General features: G+C 57.1%; 16 protein-coding genes and 1 tRNA gene. 9 read left to right on the forward strand and 8 right to left on the reverse strand.

From position 1 onward, the window contains the following. From HY282_07885 to HY282_07895, 3 genes are all read right to left on the reverse strand, one after another. Nucleotides 1-174: NAD-dependent epimerase/dehydratase family protein (locus tag HY282_07885; protein ID MBI3803669.1), on the reverse strand; the 174-nt coding region annotated here is incomplete at its 3' end. A gap of 290 nt (nt 175-464) precedes the next feature. After that, a complete protein-coding gene (locus HY282_07890) occupies nt 465-2,201 on the reverse strand; it encodes a hypothetical protein (protein ID MBI3803670.1) in 1,737 nt (578 codons plus the stop codon). Nucleotides 2,202-2,279: 78 nt separating this feature from the next. Continuing rightward, nucleotides 2,280-3,614 carry a nicotinate phosphoribosyltransferase gene (locus HY282_07895; GenBank protein ID MBI3803671.1) on the reverse strand — a complete coding sequence of 445 codons (1,335 nt, stop codon included), beginning with the start codon at nt 3,612-3,614 and terminating at the stop codon, nt 2,280-2,282. Nucleotides 3,615-3,837: 223 nt separating this feature from the next. Here HY282_07895 and HY282_07900 point away from each other — a divergent pair, with 223 nt between their 5' ends. From HY282_07900 to HY282_07935, 8 genes are all read left to right on the forward strand, one after another. Beyond that, the gene (locus tag HY282_07900; protein MBI3803672.1) at nt 3,838-4,503 is read left to right on the forward strand and encodes a hypothetical protein; all 666 of its coding nucleotides are present in this window, start codon (nt 3,838-3,840) and stop codon (nt 4,501-4,503) included. 125 nt (nt 4,504-4,628) lie between these two features. Beyond that, nucleotides 4,629-4,712, forward strand: a tRNA-Leu gene (locus HY282_07905). A 202-nt stretch (nt 4,713-4,914) separates the two neighbouring features. Then, nucleotides 4,915-6,195, forward strand: coding sequence for a trigger factor (gene tig, locus HY282_07910; protein MBI3803673.1), 1,281 nt, complete (start codon nt 4,915-4,917; stop codon nt 6,193-6,195). 50 nt (nt 6,196-6,245) lie between these two features. Then, a complete protein-coding gene (gene clpP / locus HY282_07915) occupies nt 6,246-6,836 on the forward strand; it encodes an ATP-dependent Clp endopeptidase proteolytic subunit ClpP (protein ID MBI3803674.1) in 591 nt (196 codons plus the stop codon). A 57-nt stretch (nt 6,837-6,893) separates the two neighbouring features. After that, nucleotides 6,894-8,147: an ATP-dependent Clp protease ATP-binding subunit ClpX gene (clpX, locus tag HY282_07920; GenBank protein MBI3803675.1), complete on the forward strand. Its 1,254-nt coding sequence runs from the start codon at nt 6,894-6,896 to the stop codon at nt 8,145-8,147. 47 nt (nt 8,148-8,194) lie between these two features. Beyond that, nucleotides 8,195-9,748 (forward strand): ABC transporter substrate-binding protein, encoded by a 1,554-nt coding sequence (locus HY282_07925; GenBank protein ID MBI3803676.1) that lies wholly within the window; start codon nt 8,195-8,197, stop codon nt 9,746-9,748. Beyond that, complete coding sequence (locus tag HY282_07930) at nt 9,745-10,509, forward strand: gamma-glutamyl-gamma-aminobutyrate hydrolase family protein (protein MBI3803677.1); 765 nt, start codon at nt 9,745-9,747, stop codon at nt 10,507-10,509. Before HY282_07925 ends, HY282_07930 begins: the two co-directional genes overlap by 4 nt. A 180-nt stretch (nt 10,510-10,689) precedes the next feature. After that, nucleotides 10,690-11,400, forward strand: a complete 711-nt coding sequence (locus HY282_07935) for a heme-binding protein (GenBank protein ID MBI3803678.1) — start codon at nt 10,690-10,692, stop codon at nt 11,398-11,400. A 76-nt stretch (nt 11,401-11,476) separates the two neighbouring features. On the opposite strand, the gene HY282_07940 is transcribed toward HY282_07935, so the two are convergent. Further along, the gene (locus HY282_07940) at nt 11,477-12,313 is read right to left on the reverse strand and encodes an Fpg/Nei family DNA glycosylase (GenBank protein MBI3803679.1); all 837 of its coding nucleotides are present in this window, start codon (nt 12,311-12,313) and stop codon (nt 11,477-11,479) included. Nucleotides 12,314-12,496: 183 nt separating this feature from the next. Between HY282_07940 and HY282_07945 the strand changes: the two genes are divergently transcribed. After that, nucleotides 12,497-12,871, forward strand: a complete 375-nt coding sequence (locus tag HY282_07945) for a transcription elongation factor (GenBank protein MBI3803680.1) — start codon at nt 12,497-12,499, stop codon at nt 12,869-12,871. A gap of 86 nt (nt 12,872-12,957) precedes the next feature. Here HY282_07945 and ettA read toward each other — a convergent pair whose 3' ends face one another. From ettA to HY282_07965, 4 genes are all read right to left on the reverse strand, one after another. Next, nucleotides 12,958-14,637, reverse strand: coding sequence for an energy-dependent translational throttle protein EttA (ettA, locus tag HY282_07950; GenBank protein MBI3803681.1), 1,680 nt, complete (start codon nt 14,635-14,637; stop codon nt 12,958-12,960). 142 nt (nt 14,638-14,779) lie between these two features. Continuing rightward, nucleotides 14,780-15,319 carry a DUF2845 domain-containing protein gene (locus tag HY282_07955; GenBank protein ID MBI3803682.1) on the reverse strand — a complete coding sequence of 180 codons (540 nt, stop codon included), beginning with the start codon at nt 15,317-15,319 and terminating at the stop codon, nt 14,780-14,782. Between the two features lies 1 nt (nt 15,320). Further along, nucleotides 15,321-16,934 (reverse strand): cation/acetate symporter ActP, encoded by a 1,614-nt coding sequence (actP, locus tag HY282_07960; GenBank protein MBI3803683.1) that lies wholly within the window; start codon nt 16,932-16,934, stop codon nt 15,321-15,323. Beyond that, the gene (locus HY282_07965) at nt 16,931-17,206 is read right to left on the reverse strand and encodes a DUF485 domain-containing protein (GenBank protein ID MBI3803684.1); all 276 of its coding nucleotides are present in this window, start codon (nt 17,204-17,206) and stop codon (nt 16,931-16,933) included. The genes actP and HY282_07965 overlap by 4 nt, the downstream gene beginning before the upstream one ends. Between the last annotated feature and the right edge of the window lie 34 nt (nt 17,207-17,240).

Raw genomic sequence — 17,240 nt, forward strand, 5'->3', positions numbered from 1 at the left:
GCGTGGATGCTGCAGGAAAGGGGCGATGTTCTCTTTGCTGCCGGTGAAGTAGTTGTCCAGCGAGAGCACTTCATGCCCCTGCCCCAGCAGCGCTTCACACAAATGCGAGCCTAAAAACCCCGCTCCCCCGGTTACCAAAATCCTTTTTTTCTCCGAACCGATCTTTAACTGCATCAGAATCTCCTCATTCTTTAGGTCATTCAAATCAGAAATCGATACAACACTGCATCAAAGCTGCAACCTTTTTCGCAGAACCTCATCATCGGCTGAACACCGCAGACACTTCTCCACTTTCAGAAATGACCCATTTACCTAGAGCTTCAAAGGCGGGTGAGCCCCTTTCGTTGAACCATCCTCATTCTAAGATGGACATGAAATCATCTAATAATGAAATCATTTAATAAGGATAAGCAAAAGCAGTACCGTTAAGAACCGCTGAGGCGAAATTGATTTATTAAAATCTATCAAAATCTAATTAAAGAGAGGCGTTGAAGTTCCTGTTGAAGCAATATGCCGTAGTGGACCACCCATCTTTTGAATCGGGCTCCGTCCGGATCTGGACCGAGCGTCTCCGAGGCCAGATGGGTATATCCGAGCCGATAAGAGAGATAGACGATTTTGTAGAAGGGGAGGCGGGTCCTCAGCGCGGCATCGTCCATAAGCGATTGATACCGATCGATCAGCAGCGTCTCTTCCCCTCCCGTCAGGCCGAATTCGATCGCAGCGCCGGCGATGTCCCATGCGATGTCTTGGCAGCCGGGGAAAAAATGATCATCGTGATGATCGACCCCGTCGGTCTTGATATATCCTGACCCGGTACGTAGCCACTCGTGCGGCAGCATCCGTCCATCCACCGCAATCGGCCGGGCCGTCTCAAAACAGGTCCGAAAAGGTTCAAGCCGGCCGACTGCTTCCGTCCACCGCTCCCCCAACCCCTCGCCGACGTTGACTCGGACCATCTCGATTATTTCGTCAAATGAACGGCACTGGGAGACAGGAAAAGTTTGACTCAGATAAGCAAGATAGCGGGCCATCGTCTGAAGAAGGTCCGAATCGATCTCTCCCTTTGAAAGAGGCGACCCCTGGATAAACGGGGTGCTCAAAAAGCCCCGTTGGAGATCGAGCGGCTCCGGGGCAAACCCCGCCGCGGCAAGCCGCTCTGCCCGTGATCGCCTCGATGTTCCATATCGGCCGAGCCCCACAAACTTCAAAAAAAGCGGTCTCTCGCCGGGACGCTCCGGCGTTGAGGCGAGGTATTTCCGGCGCTCATGCTGCGGGTGGACGGCGGGATACTCCGATTCCGTTTGGTAGAAAAGAGATCGCCACCGGCCGGCGGAGAGATCGCGAAGCGGCCGGTTGGGAGAAAGATCCAAGAAGCGGAGGTTGAAAGGAACCGTATACTTCCGATGTCTCTCCCAGCGCGCCCTGGCCTCCTTGGACCGGAAGCGAGAGGGGTCCGGCTCCCAACTCGGGAAGAAGGCGATCCGCTCCTCCGCAATCCCCAGCTCGGAGAGCCGTTGCGCCACGCAGGTGATGGAAGAGCCGCTCAAGCCGGGCCCTTCATCGACAATGAGGTAGTGTGCGCCGCTCGGCCGGCGCAGATCGGCCTCCAGTGCGGAGGAGAGGCGAAGGCGTCGGTCAAACGGATGGCCGCGCGGCCGGACCGTGTGAACCTGAACCGGACAACCCTCCCCCTCCAGCGCGGCGGCCACCACGGCGGAGAGGCTGGCGCCGATGCTTCGAAGACCGATGCAGACCGCCTTTCGCGGGCCGGCCTCTTGGAAAAACCGGGTGGCCGCTTCGAGGTAGCTTTCAGGATAGAGGGCATAGTAGGCATACCCCTCCGGAGTCCGCGCCACAACGCGGGGAGGAAGCGGCGACGCAGCAATCTCCGAGAGGATGCCGCAAAATCGATCGATCCACAGGGGGACCTCACGGGATCGCCGCTGCAGGCTGAGGCGGAAGAGGTGTCCGACACACCGGGCTCCCTCTCGAAATCGCTTCAGCAGGGGCGACTCGATGTCGATCTCGGGAGAGAGGGCATCGGCGACCGCCGACTCGAGCACCCCCCACTCGATGAGGAGCGCCACAACCGGGTCGTGCGTCTCAAGACCCACATTCAATCGATCGACCTGCGCTTGGAGCCGACCGAGTCGATCGGCCGGGTCGATCCGCTCCTCTCTTCCTCCATATACAATCATCGCAGCGGCTCAGGAGATTAAACGCTCCCGATCAGTTTACAACGATGTTCATCCGCGAGGGAAGCGGCGCAACCTCGCTCATTGTTGCCGATCGACCGTCTTCGCCAGGCTCTCCAGGGAGGGAGCGATTCGGACCGGATAGGGCGGAGCCTCCTCCAATTGCCGAAGCGGTTCGGGAAGCCGGGCCAGCGCGGCGGCGGTGCGCTTGCGCGACTCCGCCAGCGAAGGAGCAGGGCCGACCGGTCGGCCGGCGCGCATCACCGGCTGGAGAAGCGGCTCTCCTTCCGGTCGATCGTCTAACAGAGCGACCAGATCGTCATGCATCCGTCCATCCGGTCCGGTGCGGCGGTAGACCTGTTTTCGTCCCGGCCAGGTGGCCTTTCCCTCGGAGCGCTTGCGCCGGGGCCGTCCGGCATACTCCTGAAGTTTGTAGGCGCAGTCCAGGTAAGGGACATCGGCGGAGGTATCGAGCCGAGAGCCGATTCCGAAACCGTCGATCGGCGCGCCGGACATCAGCAGCTCCCGCACCCGGAACTCATCGAGATTGCCGCTCGCCCAGATTTTCACCTCCGCCAGCCCCCCTGCGTCGAGAATTCGCCGCACCTGTTTTGCATGGGCGGCCAGGTCGCCGCTGTCGAGCCGGACGCCTTGAATCGAAATTCCGGACCCCTTCAGCCGGGGCGCCAGCGAGACCACCTTCGCCGCCCCCTTTTCGGTGTCATATGTATCGATGAGAAAGACCACATTATTGGGGTGGGCTTTTGCGAATCTAAAAAACGCGTCGGCTTCATCATCATGCGCCTGGATGAAGGAGTGGGCCAGGGTCCCATACGACGGGACGCCATAGATCGCTTCGGCAAGCACCGTCGCCGAGCCGGTGAAGCCCGCCAGGTAAGAGGCGCGCGCCGCCATCAGACCGGCTTCGGCGCCGTGCGCGCGCCGCAGACCAAAATCGATCAGCAGCTTGCCTGGCGCCGCGAGAACCGACCGGACCGCCTTGGAAGCGATGAGGATCTGGAAATGAAGCAGATTGATCAAGCGGGTCTCAATGAATTGCGCCTGCGGCAGCGGGGCGGTCACCCGGACCATCGGCTCGTTCGGGAAGAAGAGGGTTCCCTCGGGCATTGCATCGACATCGCCGGCAAAACGAAACCGCGAGAGGGCGTCGATAAACTCCCGGCTGAACCGTCCGCTCTCGGCGAGCCATTGCAGCTCCTGGGAAGTAAAGCGAAGCTGCTCCAGATAATCCAACAGCGGCGCCAATCCGGCGGCGACGAAGAAATTCCGACCGACCGGCCGGGTACGGATGAAGAATTCAAAGACCGCCGTCTCCGCCATCCCCTCTTCAAAATACCCCTGAAGCATGGTGAGCTGGTAGAGATCGGTCAACAACGGGCTGGAGGGAGAGAACAAGAGATGCTCCTTTTAGAGAGATCTAGAGACCCACTGATTACTTTAATTCGGTTTTTTCATCGGTGTCAATCCGACCGCGCCGAATCCCCTCTTCTCAATCGATGGACCGCCTTCATTCATGACGCGGCGGCTCGCTTTTGTGGCGGGTTCTCCCTTCCTATGATATATTTTGGTTCGAATTTGCATCCCCTCTTTGTATATAGAGGGATAGAGAGGCGGCTCGATGCTCCTTCGGCAGGCACAGCGGATCTTCTTCATCTTTTCCCTCTTCATCGGACTCACACTCCCCTGTTATGCCTTTGAGCAGTCGATTGAGTTCCTGCCGGGCTACAAGGCGCCCGATTCGGCCTCGGATGGAGCGCCGACGTTCGATCTGCGCTACTTTCTCCATTTCCCCTCTCTTTATCTCTCGGCCGGCATCGGCATCGGATACCTTCAGGCGCCGGCGAATCACAAAAACCTGGAGATCGGGAGCAAGATCAAAATGATGCCGGTCGGCTTCACCCTCCGGCTGAGCCCTCCGATTGCTGAATCATTCACCCCCTTCTTTGAGGTCGGCTTGGATCGGCTCGCCCAGCTTCACTATCGACTCGATCCCGCCGTCGATACCGGCGCCTCCGACACCTGCGACACCGAGTTCTTCGGATTCTGCCACACCACCTCATTGCACCGCAAAGCCTATGCCTATCGGCTCGGTATCGGGATCGAGAAGGTCTTTGCCTCCGGAATCGGCTTGGGCTTTCAGTACACCTATCGGATCGGCAAACCGGTCGACAAATCGGTTAATGAGACACCGAGCTTCGGCATCCTTCCGGTACAGACCACGCATGAAGGCCTGTTCGATATTCAACAATCGCTTTTTTCGCTTCTGATGAGCTATCATTTCTAGAAAGACCTCTTTCCACGGGTCGGCGATGAGACGTTTTTCGATCGAATCGCCAATTGCAGATTCAAAAAGGCCATGATATAATCCGTTTCCCTTTATGAGGGAGCGGATTCCCTTTGTCCATCCGGGCGAGAGTGGCGGAATGGCAGACGCGCCAGACTTAGGATCTGGTGGGACATCCCGTGGGGGTTCAAGTCCCCCCTCTCGCACCAATTTCTACGCTTCAAAACGCATCACAATCTGAGGATCAGACGCATCTCTGTCTGCCCTTCTCGGTTATTCTCTTCGGAGAGACAACCCCGACGGTCGAAACGCCGGACTTGGATGAGAATCAGTCCCCGCACGGGGCGCGGGCAAGCGGTTGACAATCACCCAAACCGGATATAAAATGAGAAAGTTTTTCGGAAGGAGCTTATGAAGGTCCAGGTTGAAGAGATCTCGCCTGTTAAGAAGTCTCTCAAAATTGAAATCCCGCAAGATGTTGTTACGAACGAATTTACCCTTGCCTATTCCGATTTAAAAAAAAGGGCAAAGGTGCCCGGATTCCGGCCCGGGAAGGTGCCGCTTCCTCTTCTTGAAAAGAAATTCGGCCCCTCGGTTGAAGAAGATATCGTCCGAAAGCTGATCCCCGATTATTATCAGCGGGCGCTGAAAGAAACCGGCCTTTCTCCCGTTGAATTTCCCTCGATCGAAAAGATTGAAATAAAAAAGGGAGCGCCCCTCCTCTTCACGGCAACGGTGGAGGTCCGGCCGACCTTTCAACTTTCAAACTACGCGGGGATCACAGTCGCGCGAAAGGAGATCACCGCAACCGACGAAGAGGTCGATCAGACCCTCAAGAAAATTCAAGACGAGCAGGGACGGCTGGAATCCTATCCGGACGATCACCCGGTCGATTCTTCCGACTATGTTATAATCGACTTCGTCGGATCGATCGAAGGGAAGCCGGTCGATCAGGGCCAGGCCGAGGGTTATACCCTCCAGATCGGCTCAAAAATCTTCCCCCCCGAGTTTGAAGCGGCCCTCCTTGGAAAGAAAAAGGGAGAACAAATAGAGGTGGATGTTCCCTATCCGGCAGATTATCATAATAAAGAGATCGCAAGTAAGGCGGTCCATTTTAAGGTCAACGTCAAAGAGGTGAAGACCAAGGTGCTCCCGCCTCTGGATGACGAGCTGGCCAAGGACATTGGACTGACCTCGATGACAGAGCTACGGGAAAAGATCAAAAACACCCTCTTGGAACAGCGCAAGGCCCAACAAGAACACGACCAGAAAAATACGCTGATGAAAAAACTGGTCGAGATGCACCCGTTCGATGTTCCGGATTCCATGGTCGAGCGCGAACTCCATGCCATGATCGATCGATTTCAGGAGCGGATTCCGCAAGGCCTCGATCACGAAGCCCTCCATAAAGAATACGAGCCGCTTGCCAAAGAGCGGGTGAAGGGAAACTTCATTTTGAACGCCATTGCGGACACGGAGAAAATCGAAGTGACGGAGCAGGAGATCGATGAAGAAATCAACCAGCTCGCACAGCGGGCCAAAGTCTCCGCTCAAGACGCCAAGCGCGCCATCCACCAGCAGGAGGGATCGGTGGAAGGCCTCAAAACCAGAATCAGAGATGAAAAAGCCCTCAACCGGGTATTGGCTTTAGCCCAGTTTGACGATAAAGCGGAAGCAGAGAAAACCGAATAAAAGCCGCCCGGCCCCATACCTTGGCCGAGGAGATAAGGAGAGACATCCTGATGTTAGTACCCATGGTGATCGAACAGACGAACCGCGGCGAGCGGGCCTACGATATCTACTCCCGTCTTCTGAAAGACCGGATTATTTTCTTAGGCACCGCCATTGACGACAACGTTTCCAATTTAATTATCGCGCAGCTCCTCTTCTTAGAAGCCGAGGATCCGGAGAAGGATATCAATCTCTATGTCAACTCGCCGGGGGGCCACGTCACCTCCGGTCTGGCAATTTATGATACAATACAATATATCAAGTCACCTGTTTCAACCATCTGTATCGGACAAGCAGCAAGTATGGGGGCCCTCCTTCTAACCGCCGGAGCCAAGGGGAAGCGATTTGCCCTTCCCAACGCCCGAGTGATGATTCATCAGCCGATGGGCGGGTTTCAGGGACAGGCCACCGATATTGATATCCATGCGCGAGAGATTCTAAAAATCCGAGAACGTCTGAACGAGATCATGGCAAAACACAGCGGTCAGCAGATTGAAAAAATCCGGACCGACACGGAACGGGATTACTTCATGTCGGGCGAAGAAGCAAAGACATACGGTCTCATCGATGAGGTGATTGAGCGGGCACCGATACGTAAATAAAGGCCTGCGATACTTTCAATGCTTTAATAACTCCATTTTAGGAATGGGGAGGAATGTATGGCAAAACAGGAAAAAACCGATTCACTTCTTCGCTGCTCCTTTTGTGGAAAGAGCCGGGACGAGGTCAAGAAATTGATCGCCGGACCGACCGTTTACATTTGCGATGAGTGTGTCGATCTCTGTAACGACATCATCGCCGAAGAGTGGGAAGAAGAGAAGGAGGAGACCACCTCTACCCTCCCCAAACCGATGGAGATCAAGAAAATTCTTGATCAGTTTGTCATCGGACAAGATCGCGCCAAGAAGATTCTGTCCGTGGCCGTCCATAACCACTATAAGCGGGTCGCCACCAACGCCCAATCGGATGAAATCGAGCTGCAGAAGGGAAATATCTTGATGATCGGCCCCACCGGGACCGGCAAGACCCTCCTGGCCCAGACCCTCGCGCGCATCTTGGACGTCCCCTTTACCATCGCCGACGCAACGACGCTGACCGAAGCCGGCTATGTCGGAGAAGATGTCGAAAACATCATTTTAAAACTTCTCCAAGCAGCCGACTATGACGTGGAGAAAGCCGAAAAGGGGATCGTCTACATCGACGAGATCGACAAAATCTCCCGAAAGAGCGAATCGCCTTCGATCACCCGGGACGTTTCGGGCGAAGGGGTCCAGCAGGCGTTATTGAAGCTGATCGAGGGAACGGTCGCGAATGTCCCGCCGCAAGGGGGGAGAAAACATCCACACCAAGAGTTCATCCAGGTCGATACGACCAACATCCTCTTCGTCTGCGGCGGTGCCTTCGTCGGGCTGGAGCAGGTGATCGAGCAGCGGATTCATAAGAAATCGATGGGCTTCGGCGCCGAGGTTCAGGGAAAGAGCAATCGCCGGCTCGGCGAGCTCCTCGCCCTGACCCAATCGGAAGACCTGATCAAATTCGGATTGATTCCGGAATTCGTCGGGCGGCTTCCGGTCTGCGCCACCCTGGAAGATCTGGAAGAGACCGCATTGATGCGAATCTTGACCGAGCCGAAGAGTGCATTGGTCAAGCAGTATGAAAAGCTCTTCTCTCTGGAAAAGGTGAAGTTAAAATTCACCGACAGCGCGCTGGCCGCCGTCGCGAAGAAATCGTTCGCGCAGAAGACCGGCGCCCGCGGACTTCGCGCCATCCTCGAAGATGTCATGCTGGAGCTGATGTATGAGCTCCCTTCGCTCAAGAACGTAAAGGAGTGCGTCATCACCGAAGAGGTGATCAACGGCACCGGACAGCCGGTCCTCCTCTACGAGCGGGAGAAAGGGATCAAATCGGCCTAATCAACCGGGGATACCCGAGCAAAAATCGCAAAGATCTGCGCAAAAGCATGAAAGAGGGGCACGGTCGACCGTGCCCCTCTTTTTATTGGGTCCTCTCCCTTTTTCTCTGTTTGCCCTTTGCCGCCGCCTGCACGCCGCCCCCTCCCGCCGAGACGCCGTTCACCGTCGCAATCGAATCGGCGCCGACCCAGTTCGATCCGCGGCTTGCGACCGATGCCTACTCCGAGCGGATCGGTCAGCTCCTCTTCAGCCGTCTGATTCGATCCGACCCCACCGGTCAGAAAGTCGGCGATCTCGCAGAGCGCTGGGAGCGGGAGGGAGAGACGGTTTACACCTTCCACCTAAAACGGAATGTCCGCTTTCACGACGGTCATCCGCTCACCGCCGAAGATGTCCGCTACACCTTCGAGAGCATCCTCGATCCACGCATTGCCTCTCCCCATCGAAAAAATTATGAGGTGATTGCTCGGATTGAAACGCCCGATGATACAACGGTCCGGTTTATATTAAAACAGCCCCATGCCCCCTTTCTCACCGAGCTGACCCGCGGAATCGTTCCGAAGCATCTCGCAGAAAAAGAGGCGGGCGCCTTCGCCGCGCAGCCGGTTGGATCGGGGCCATTCCGATTCGTCCGGTATGACCCGGACGATGCCGTCGAGCTCGCCGCCTATCCAGATTATTTTGGCGGCCCCCCTGCCGTTCGTCGGCTTCTCTTTCGGATCATCCCGGAAGATTCGGTTCGCCTCTTGGAGTTGGAAAAAGGGAACATCGACCTCCTTCAAAATGCTTTTCCCCCCGACGCATTGACGCGGCTTCAACAAAACCCGCGGCTGAAAATCATCAGCGCCCCGAGCACCACGTATACGTATCTAGGATTTAATCTGAAAGATCCGATTCTGCGGAACCGGTCGGTCCGGGAGGCGATTGCTCTGGCGATCAACCGCGACGATATCACCGAGCACCTCTTTAAAGGGTTGGCCCATCCTGCCGCCGGGCTTCTCTCGCCCTCTCATTGGGCCTATGCCGACGCCGTCGCTCATTATTCGTACAATCCGGATCTCGCCAAAAAACGGCTCGATGAAGCGGGCTACCCCGACCCGCCCGGACCGGCGAACCGCTTCAAATTAATCCATAAAACCTCTCAGAATGAGCTCTCCCGGCGGGTCGTCGAGGTCATTCAGAGGCAGCTCGCCGACGTCGGAATCGAGGTGGAAATCCGCAACCATGAATGGGGAACCTTTTACGGCGACATCAAGTCGGGGAACTTTCAGCTCTTCACCCTGTCGTGGGTCGGCGTCGACGATCCCGACCTTTATTATAATCTCTTCCACTCGGAGAGCACCCCGCCGAACGGCGCGAACCGCGTCGCCTACAAGAACCCTCGGCTCGACCGTCTGGTCGAATCGGGACGGACCACGCTCGACCCGGAAAAGCGGAAGAAGATTTATGAAGCGGTCCAGCAGATCGTCGCCGAGGATCTTCCCTATGTCAGCCTCTGGCACACGGATAATATCGTTGTGATGAAAAAAGAGGTGGAAGGATATATACTCTATCCGGATGGTGATTTTTATTCGCTGACGGAGGTGCGACGAAAGAGATGAGACCGGTGATCGGAATCACAAGCGACTACAACGGCGGCGACCGCCCCGAGTTCGGCGGCAAGATCGCCACCTGTTTTCTTCGGGATCGTTATGTTCAGGCGATCGAGTCGACCGGCGGCATCCCGCTCCTCCTTCCCCCACTCGAAGCCCCTTTGAAATCGGCCCAAGCGATTTTGGATCGGATCGACGGCCTCCTCTTAACAGGAAGCGGTCCCGACATCGACCCGGCGGCCTACGGAGAGCGCCGGCGGTTTCCTTTTAAGACGGTCCATCCGAAGCGGTTCTCACTCGAACGGGCGCTGATTCGGCATGCGCTTCGTCGGGAGATGCCGATCCTCGGGATCTGCGGGGGAATGCAGATGCTCAATGTGGCGGCCGGCGGGAGTCTCTATCAAGAGATTCGAGAAGAGATTCCGAAGGCGATCCAGCACCAGCGGGGCGGAAAACCGGCCCACCTGATCTCAATCCAAAAGGGAAGTCTTCTCTCAAAAATCATCAAGAGAGATCAACTCCGGGTCAACAGCGCCCATCATCAAGGGGTCAACCGGGTCGCGCGTGGCTATATCGCAAATGCCGAATCCCCGGACGGGGTGATTGAAGGAATCGAGGCGGTCAACCACCCCTTTGTCCTCGGCGTCCAATGGCATCCGGAATTTCTGAATGCAGAGGACCGAAGCCGATCGCTTTTTAAAAGTTTTCTTAAAATGGCGACGCAGTACCGTCGGAACAACACCGCCCGCAACAGTTCACCCACTCCGTAATCTACTCGGTATCTATTTGACCCGTCCTGCCTCATCTTGCTATCCTACGCTCATTTCATCAATACTATTCAGACCCAACCGAGATTTCACGAAATCCAGGAGGGTGTATCACGCGTTTAACAGAGGAGGGATCCAATGACTCGGAGAAGAGAAGCACTGCTTGTTGTGTTGGCGATCTGGATGATGATCTTTTTATCGGCCCCGGCGGAAGCGGCAGCGCCCTGTGCCGGGCTTCCAACGGCGGCCCAATTGAGGCTCTTTTTGCAGAATGCCGCCACGGGAATAGGAATCGGTTCGACACTCGGTCCGACAAAAGCGGTCGGCGGCCTTTTTGATGGAACACGAATGTGGGGGGCGTTGGTTAATCGGGACGGAGAGCTCTGCGCGTTCGTCACCTCCACGGCCGACCCGACGCAAGTCTGGCCCGGCAGCCAACAGATCGCAAAAGCGAAGGCCTTCACCGCGAATGCCTTCAGCAACGATATCCTCCCCCTCTCCACCGCCAACCTTTATCTCCTGACCCAGCCGGGTCATTCCCTCTATGGATTAAATCAATCGAATCCTTTTGATCCGCAATTTCTGGCGCCTCCCCAAGGAGAAGCGGGAGAGCGCGGAAAAGTGGCCGCCGGAATCATCACCTTCGGCGGCGGGGTTCCCCTGTACAATGCCGCCGGTCGAATCATCGGCGGCCTCGGCGTCAGCGGAGACACCGCCTGCGCCGATCACGAGATCGCAAAGCGCGTCCGCGATCTGGCGAAGCTAAATCCGCCGGGCGGCCCCTTGGTCGACGACATCAAATACATCAAAGTAGACCCCCCAAATCTTCTCGCCCACTCTCTTTGCATTAAAACGGTACGCAACGGGGAGTCCGTTGGAGAGGAGACGCCGTAGGGGGGCCGTGCAGATTTCGGAGTGCGGAATGCGGGGTTGAAAACCGAGACGGGGTCGAGGCAGGTTCTGAATTAAGTTATAGGCCTTTTTTAGGATCCACCAGCAACCCCGGCTGACAGTTTCTACAAAAATTCGTAGCGCGCTGCCACGTGCCGACGGTGGCGATTTTCTGTCCGCAGCGGGGGCACGGCTTTCCCCCTTTGCCATGGACGTCGAGGAAATCGCGGATCTTCAGATGAATCTGCGTCCCCATCCGTTCGGCGACCACCCCCTTGGCCCGGTTGAGCACCGCCGGAATCGCCTGATAGACCTGCCGCAGCTCTTCGTCCGAGAGATCGGTCTTCTTTCGGAAAGGATAAATTTTTGCTTCGAAGAGAATCTCATCGGCATAAGCATTGCCGATCCCGGAGATCACTTTTGCATTCGTCAGCAACCCTTTCATCTCGCCGCGACGCCCCTTCAGGCAAGCCATAAACCGCTCGAACGTAAAATCGTCGGAAAGGGGATCGGGCCCCTGCTCGAGAAATCCCGGGATCGTCGAATAATCCCGCCCCGGCACCAGATAAAGCCGACCCATCTGTTTCTCATCACCATAACGAAGCGCTTTTCCGGTAGAAAGGGTCAGGTCAAAAACCATCTCCCGCGGCGGCTTCTCTTCCGGAGCGCCATAATAAAACCGGCCGACCAGCATCGGGTGGATCACCAAGCTCGCCTCATTCAAACTGAAGAGAACCTGTTTGCCGCGACGATCGACTGCCTGAATCCGCTTCCCCTGCAAGACCGCCTCGGGCGCCTCGGAAAAGGCCGTCCGGAGCATCCAAGCGCGCGGGATCGAAACGGCGGCAACGGTCGCCCCAATGATTTGGGTCCGAAGGTAAGAGACGATGGCATCTAAATCGGGAATCTCCGGCATTAAACTAACCTCTACCCTTGATACTCGGATCGCGCGCGCTGCGCGACCTTCTCTCTCATCATAATGAATCGGCCTATTCTTGACAAGGATATTTCCGCCGGACCGCTCCTCCCTCTTCAAACGGGCAGACCATTCATGTTATTCTTTTAGCAAGTGGGGGCAACTGAAGAAAGGATGAAAACCATGCCTGAGAAAAAAACCGTTCAACGAGCGCGTAAAGCAAAGCGGCAAGGGAAGAAGCCGACCACACAAGCAGGTGAATACGTTCGTGAAGAGATTGAACATGTCCGGAAGGGCAAACATGGCGCCCGCTCGGCAAAGCAGGCAATTGCGATCGGCCTCTCCAAGGCGCGGCGGGCCGGCGTCGCTGTTCCCAAAAAAGGATCTTCAGCCAAATCGACCAACAGCAGCAGCACCGCCGGTCGAAAGCGGAAACCCTCCGCCAAGCGCTCCCGCGCGACCACACAAGCATTAAAGCGGGAGGGAAAGCGGTCGGTCTCTAAAAAGGCCCTTTCGAAACAGGCGAAGCAGTCGGCGCGCCGGAGAAGAGCGGCGTAGCTTTTACATTTTACAATCGACCCACCCGTCCTCCTGAAGCGAGACGTCGTCTTCGCTTCAGGAGGACGATCAACCTCTTTCCTGCTCTACCGAGTCAGCCGTTTGTATTTGATCCGGTGCGGCTGATCGGCTTCTGCCCCCAGGCGCTTGTGGCGATCGGCTTCGTACTCTTGGTAATTTCCCTCGAACCAAACCACCTTGCTGTCCCCCTCGAAGGCGAGGATGTGGGTCGCGATTCGATCGAGGAACCAGCGGTCATGGCTGATGACGACGACACATCCGGCAAAATCGAGCAGCGCTTCTTCCACCGCGCGGAGCGTCTCCACATCGAGGTCATTGCTCGGCTCGTCCAACAGCAAGAGATTTCCGCCGCTTCGCAGCAGCTTCGCCAGGTGGACCCGGTTTCGCTCCCCGCCGGAGAGCTCTTTGATCAGTTTTTGTTGGTCGGTGTTCTTAAAATTAAATCCGCCGACATAGGCGCGTGAGGCGAGCTCTCTCTTTCCGATCATGATGATGTCATTCCCGCCCGAGATCTCTTCCCAAACATTCTTCTTGTCATCGAGCGTGTCGCGCGACTGATTGACATAGGCGAGCTTCACCGTCTCGCCGACCCGGAGGGTTCCAGCATCGGGTTTTTCCAGCCCGGCGATCATATTGAAGAGGGTCGTCTTTCCGGCGCCGTTCGGGCCGATGATCCCGACGATTCCGCCGCGTGGGAGGTTGAAGCTGAGGCCATCGATCAAGAGACGGTCGCCGAACCCTTTTCGAAGGTTCACCGCCTCGACGACGAGGTCGCCCAGGCGCGGGCCGGGCGGGATGATAATGTCCTTCGTTTCGTTTCTCGCCAAGGTCTCCACCGAGGCCAGCTCTTCATAGGCTTGGAGGCGCGCCTTGCTTTTCGCGTGACGTCCCTTCGGTGCCGTCCGAACCCACTCCAATTCATGCTTCAACGCCCGCTGCCGGGCGCTCTCCTGCTTCTCTTCCACCGCCAGCCGCTGCGATTTCTGATCGAGCCACGACGAATAATTTCCCTCCCAGGGGATGCCGCGGCCCCGGTCGAGCTCCAGAATCCAGCCGGCGGCATTGTCGAGAAAATACCGATCGTGCGTCACGGCGACGACCGTCCCGGGAAATTCGGTGAGGAAGCGCTCCAGCCAGGCGACCGATTCGGCATCGAGATGGTTCGTCGGCTCGTCGAGGAGGAGCATGTCGGGCGCAGATAAGAGGAGCCGACAGAGGGCGACCCGCCGCTTCTCCCCGCCGGAGAGCTTATTGACATCGGCCTCCCAGGGGGGGAGACGGAGCGCATCGGCGGCGATTTCGAGCTGTCGGTCGAGATCCCACGCGTTCACCGCATCGATCTGCTCTTGCAGCTTTCCCTGCTTTTCAATTAATGCCGCCATCGCCTCGTCGGACATCGGCTCGGCGAATTTGGCGCTCACCGCGTTGAATTCATCGAGCAGCGCCTTCGTTCCTGCAACCCCTTCTTCGACATTCCCGCGGACATCTTTGGTCAGGTCCAGCCTCGGCTCCTGCGCCAGATAGCCGACCCGCACCCCCTTTGCCGCCTTTGCCTCTCCGAGGAAATTCGGATCTTCTCCCGCCATGATCCGAAGCAGTGTCGACTTCCCCGAGCCATTTAAACCGAGGACACCGATCTTCGCGCCGGGCAAGAATGAGAGCGAAATGTCTTTGAGGATTTCTCTCTTCGGGGGAACGATTTTGGTTACCCCCTGCATGTTGTAGATGTACTGGTATGATGGCATTACCGCAACCCTTTCCTTAATGAATGTCTACTTGATAAACCAGAAATATCTCTTCACAGCGTATCCGTTCTAAGAATCTAAACAGGAGATCTGTCCGGACTCCCTAGATTAAACCTTCTGGGATGACAGACAAGCGCCCCGCTTATTTTCCGTAATCTCCCGTTTTGATGCCGACCAGCCGTCCCCCCTGAAACTGAAAAATCCGGACAAACCGGCTCGGTCCCAGATTATAGCGCCAGGTTTCATACGGTCCCTCTTTCTTTTGGATCGAGGTCGGTTTTCCGCAGCGGGCCTTCACCTCCGCCTTGGTGCTGCCGGTCGGAAGAACGGCCTGCTCACAGCCGTAATCGGCGGCGCCCTCCGCCGTCCAGCCATATCCGCCGGTCTCAATCTGGGTCAGTCTCCCCTTCTCGAACCGAAGCACCCGGACCAGCTGTTGCGGTCCCAAATTGTAATGCCACGCTTCGACATCTCCGGCGTGCCGATCGCGGGAGCGCTTTCCCCCCTTCTGCTTCTCGATGGAACTCGGCGCCCCGCAAATCGCTTTCACCTCCCCCTTTGTCTGGCCGATGGAAACCGCCGGTGCATCGCAGGCATAAAGAGTATCGACTTGACCCATTAAAAACAAGAGGCCCCATACCACTCCGAGCTGAAAGGAGATCGGCCCCAGAGCGAATCGCATCTCAATGCCCTCCCGCCTTTTCGGCGCCGATTCCGGTGTTCGCGCGGACCACCAGCTCAGCAAACTTCGCCTCCGCCTTCGGCTCCCGTCCGAGCAACGTTCCGATCACCGCCCCGAGGAATCCGAGCGGGATGCTGACCAGACCGGGATTCTCCAGCGGGAAGATCGGGGCGGCTTGGATGAGGTGGCGCGCCGCGCCGGCGACGGTCGGCGGATCGATCGTCATGATGCTCGGGCTGATGAGGATCAACCCGATCGACGCGATCAATCCGGTCGCCAGCCCGATCACCGCCCCGCGCGTGTTGAACCGCTTCCAGAAGAGCGACAGGACGATCACCGGCAGGTTCGCCGAAGCCGCCACCGCGAAGGCCAGCCCGACCAAAAAGGCGACGTTCGCCGTCGGCCCGAGCGAGATGGCGATCCCCATCGAGACGCCGCCGACGACAAAGGCGGTGATCCGGGCGATGCGCACCTCTTCGCCAGGGTGCCGCTCGGTTCCCTTGTGGAGCACGTTGGTATAAAAGTCATGGGCAAACGACGTCGAGGCGCTGATTGTCAGGCCGGCGACGACGGCCAAGATCGTTGCAAAGGCGATCGCCGAAATAAAGGCGAAGAAGATTTCGCCGCCGAGCGTCTCGGCGAGGAGCGGCGCGCTCATGTTCGTCCCGCCGTTCTTGCTGATGAAATCGCGCCCGACGATCGTCGCCGCGCCGAAGCCGAGAAAGGTGGTCAAAATATAAAATGCGCCGATGATCCCCATCGCCCAGACGACACTCACCCGGGCGGTCTTGGCATCGGGCACTGTATAGAAGCGGACCAAGATGTGCGGCAGGCCGGCGGTCCCAAAGAGCAGCGCCATACCGAGCGAGATCAGATCGAGCGCGCCGTAAGGGGGCTTAAACTTCAGGCCGGGCTGAAGAAAGTTATGTGTCACCTCCGCCCCGGTTTTATCGTGGTAGGTCACATGCGCGATGGCATTGAAAAAATTCCCGAAGCTGAAATCAAAGTGGGCCAGCACAAAGATGCTCAGAAAAATCGTCCCCCCCATCAGGAGAACCGCCTTGATAATCTGGACCCAGGTCGTCGCGAGCATCCCGCCGAAGACGACATAAATAATCATCAACACCCCGACGCCGATGACGGCCGTTTGATAGTTCAGCCCGGAGTCTTTCAATAAGAGGGAAACCAACGCCCCGGCGCCGACCATCTGGGCGATCATATAAAAGGTACTGACGGTGAGCGTAGAAAACGACGCCATCGCCCGGACCGGCCGTGGAGAGAGACGATAAGCGAGCACATCGGCCATCGTATATTTACCGGCGTTCCGAAGCGGCTCCGCGACAATCAACAGCACCGTGAGATAGGCGACGAGGAAGCCGACCGAATACATGAAGCCGTCATAGCCCTGAAAGGCGATCATCCCCGCAATTCCTAGGAAAGACGCGGCGCTCATATAATCACCGGCAACGGCAAGCCCATTCTGCCAGCCGGTGATCTGCCGATTCGCCGTGAAGAAGGCCGCCGACCCGCTCGACTGCCGCGCCGCCCAATAGGTGATCAGCAGGGTGATCGCGATGAAGATTAAAAAAAGAAGAAGCGAAGTCGACATCTCTATCTCCGCCTCTTCAACTTGGCCAGAATCGTCCCGATCATCCCATCAAACCGCCCCGCCGCCCGGACATAGAGGGCGGCGATGATCCAGGCCATGAAGAACTGAGAGAGGGCGAAGAGATACGCAAGGTTCACCACGCCGAAGACCTGCGTCTTCATGAACTCCGGCGCATAACCGACCAGAATCGGCAGGGCAAAGTAGTAAGCGATGAAAAAAATCGTCGCCGGAAAAATAAAGCGCCGTTTCGCGGCGAGGAGCGCCTTGAACTCCGCCATCGCCGCAACCTTCTCCCAGTCGACGACATCCAGC

The sequence above is a fragment of the Candidatus Manganitrophaceae bacterium genome (assembly GCA_016200325.1).
Lineage (GTDB): Bacteria > Nitrospirota > Nitrospiria > SBBL01 > Manganitrophaceae > Manganitrophus.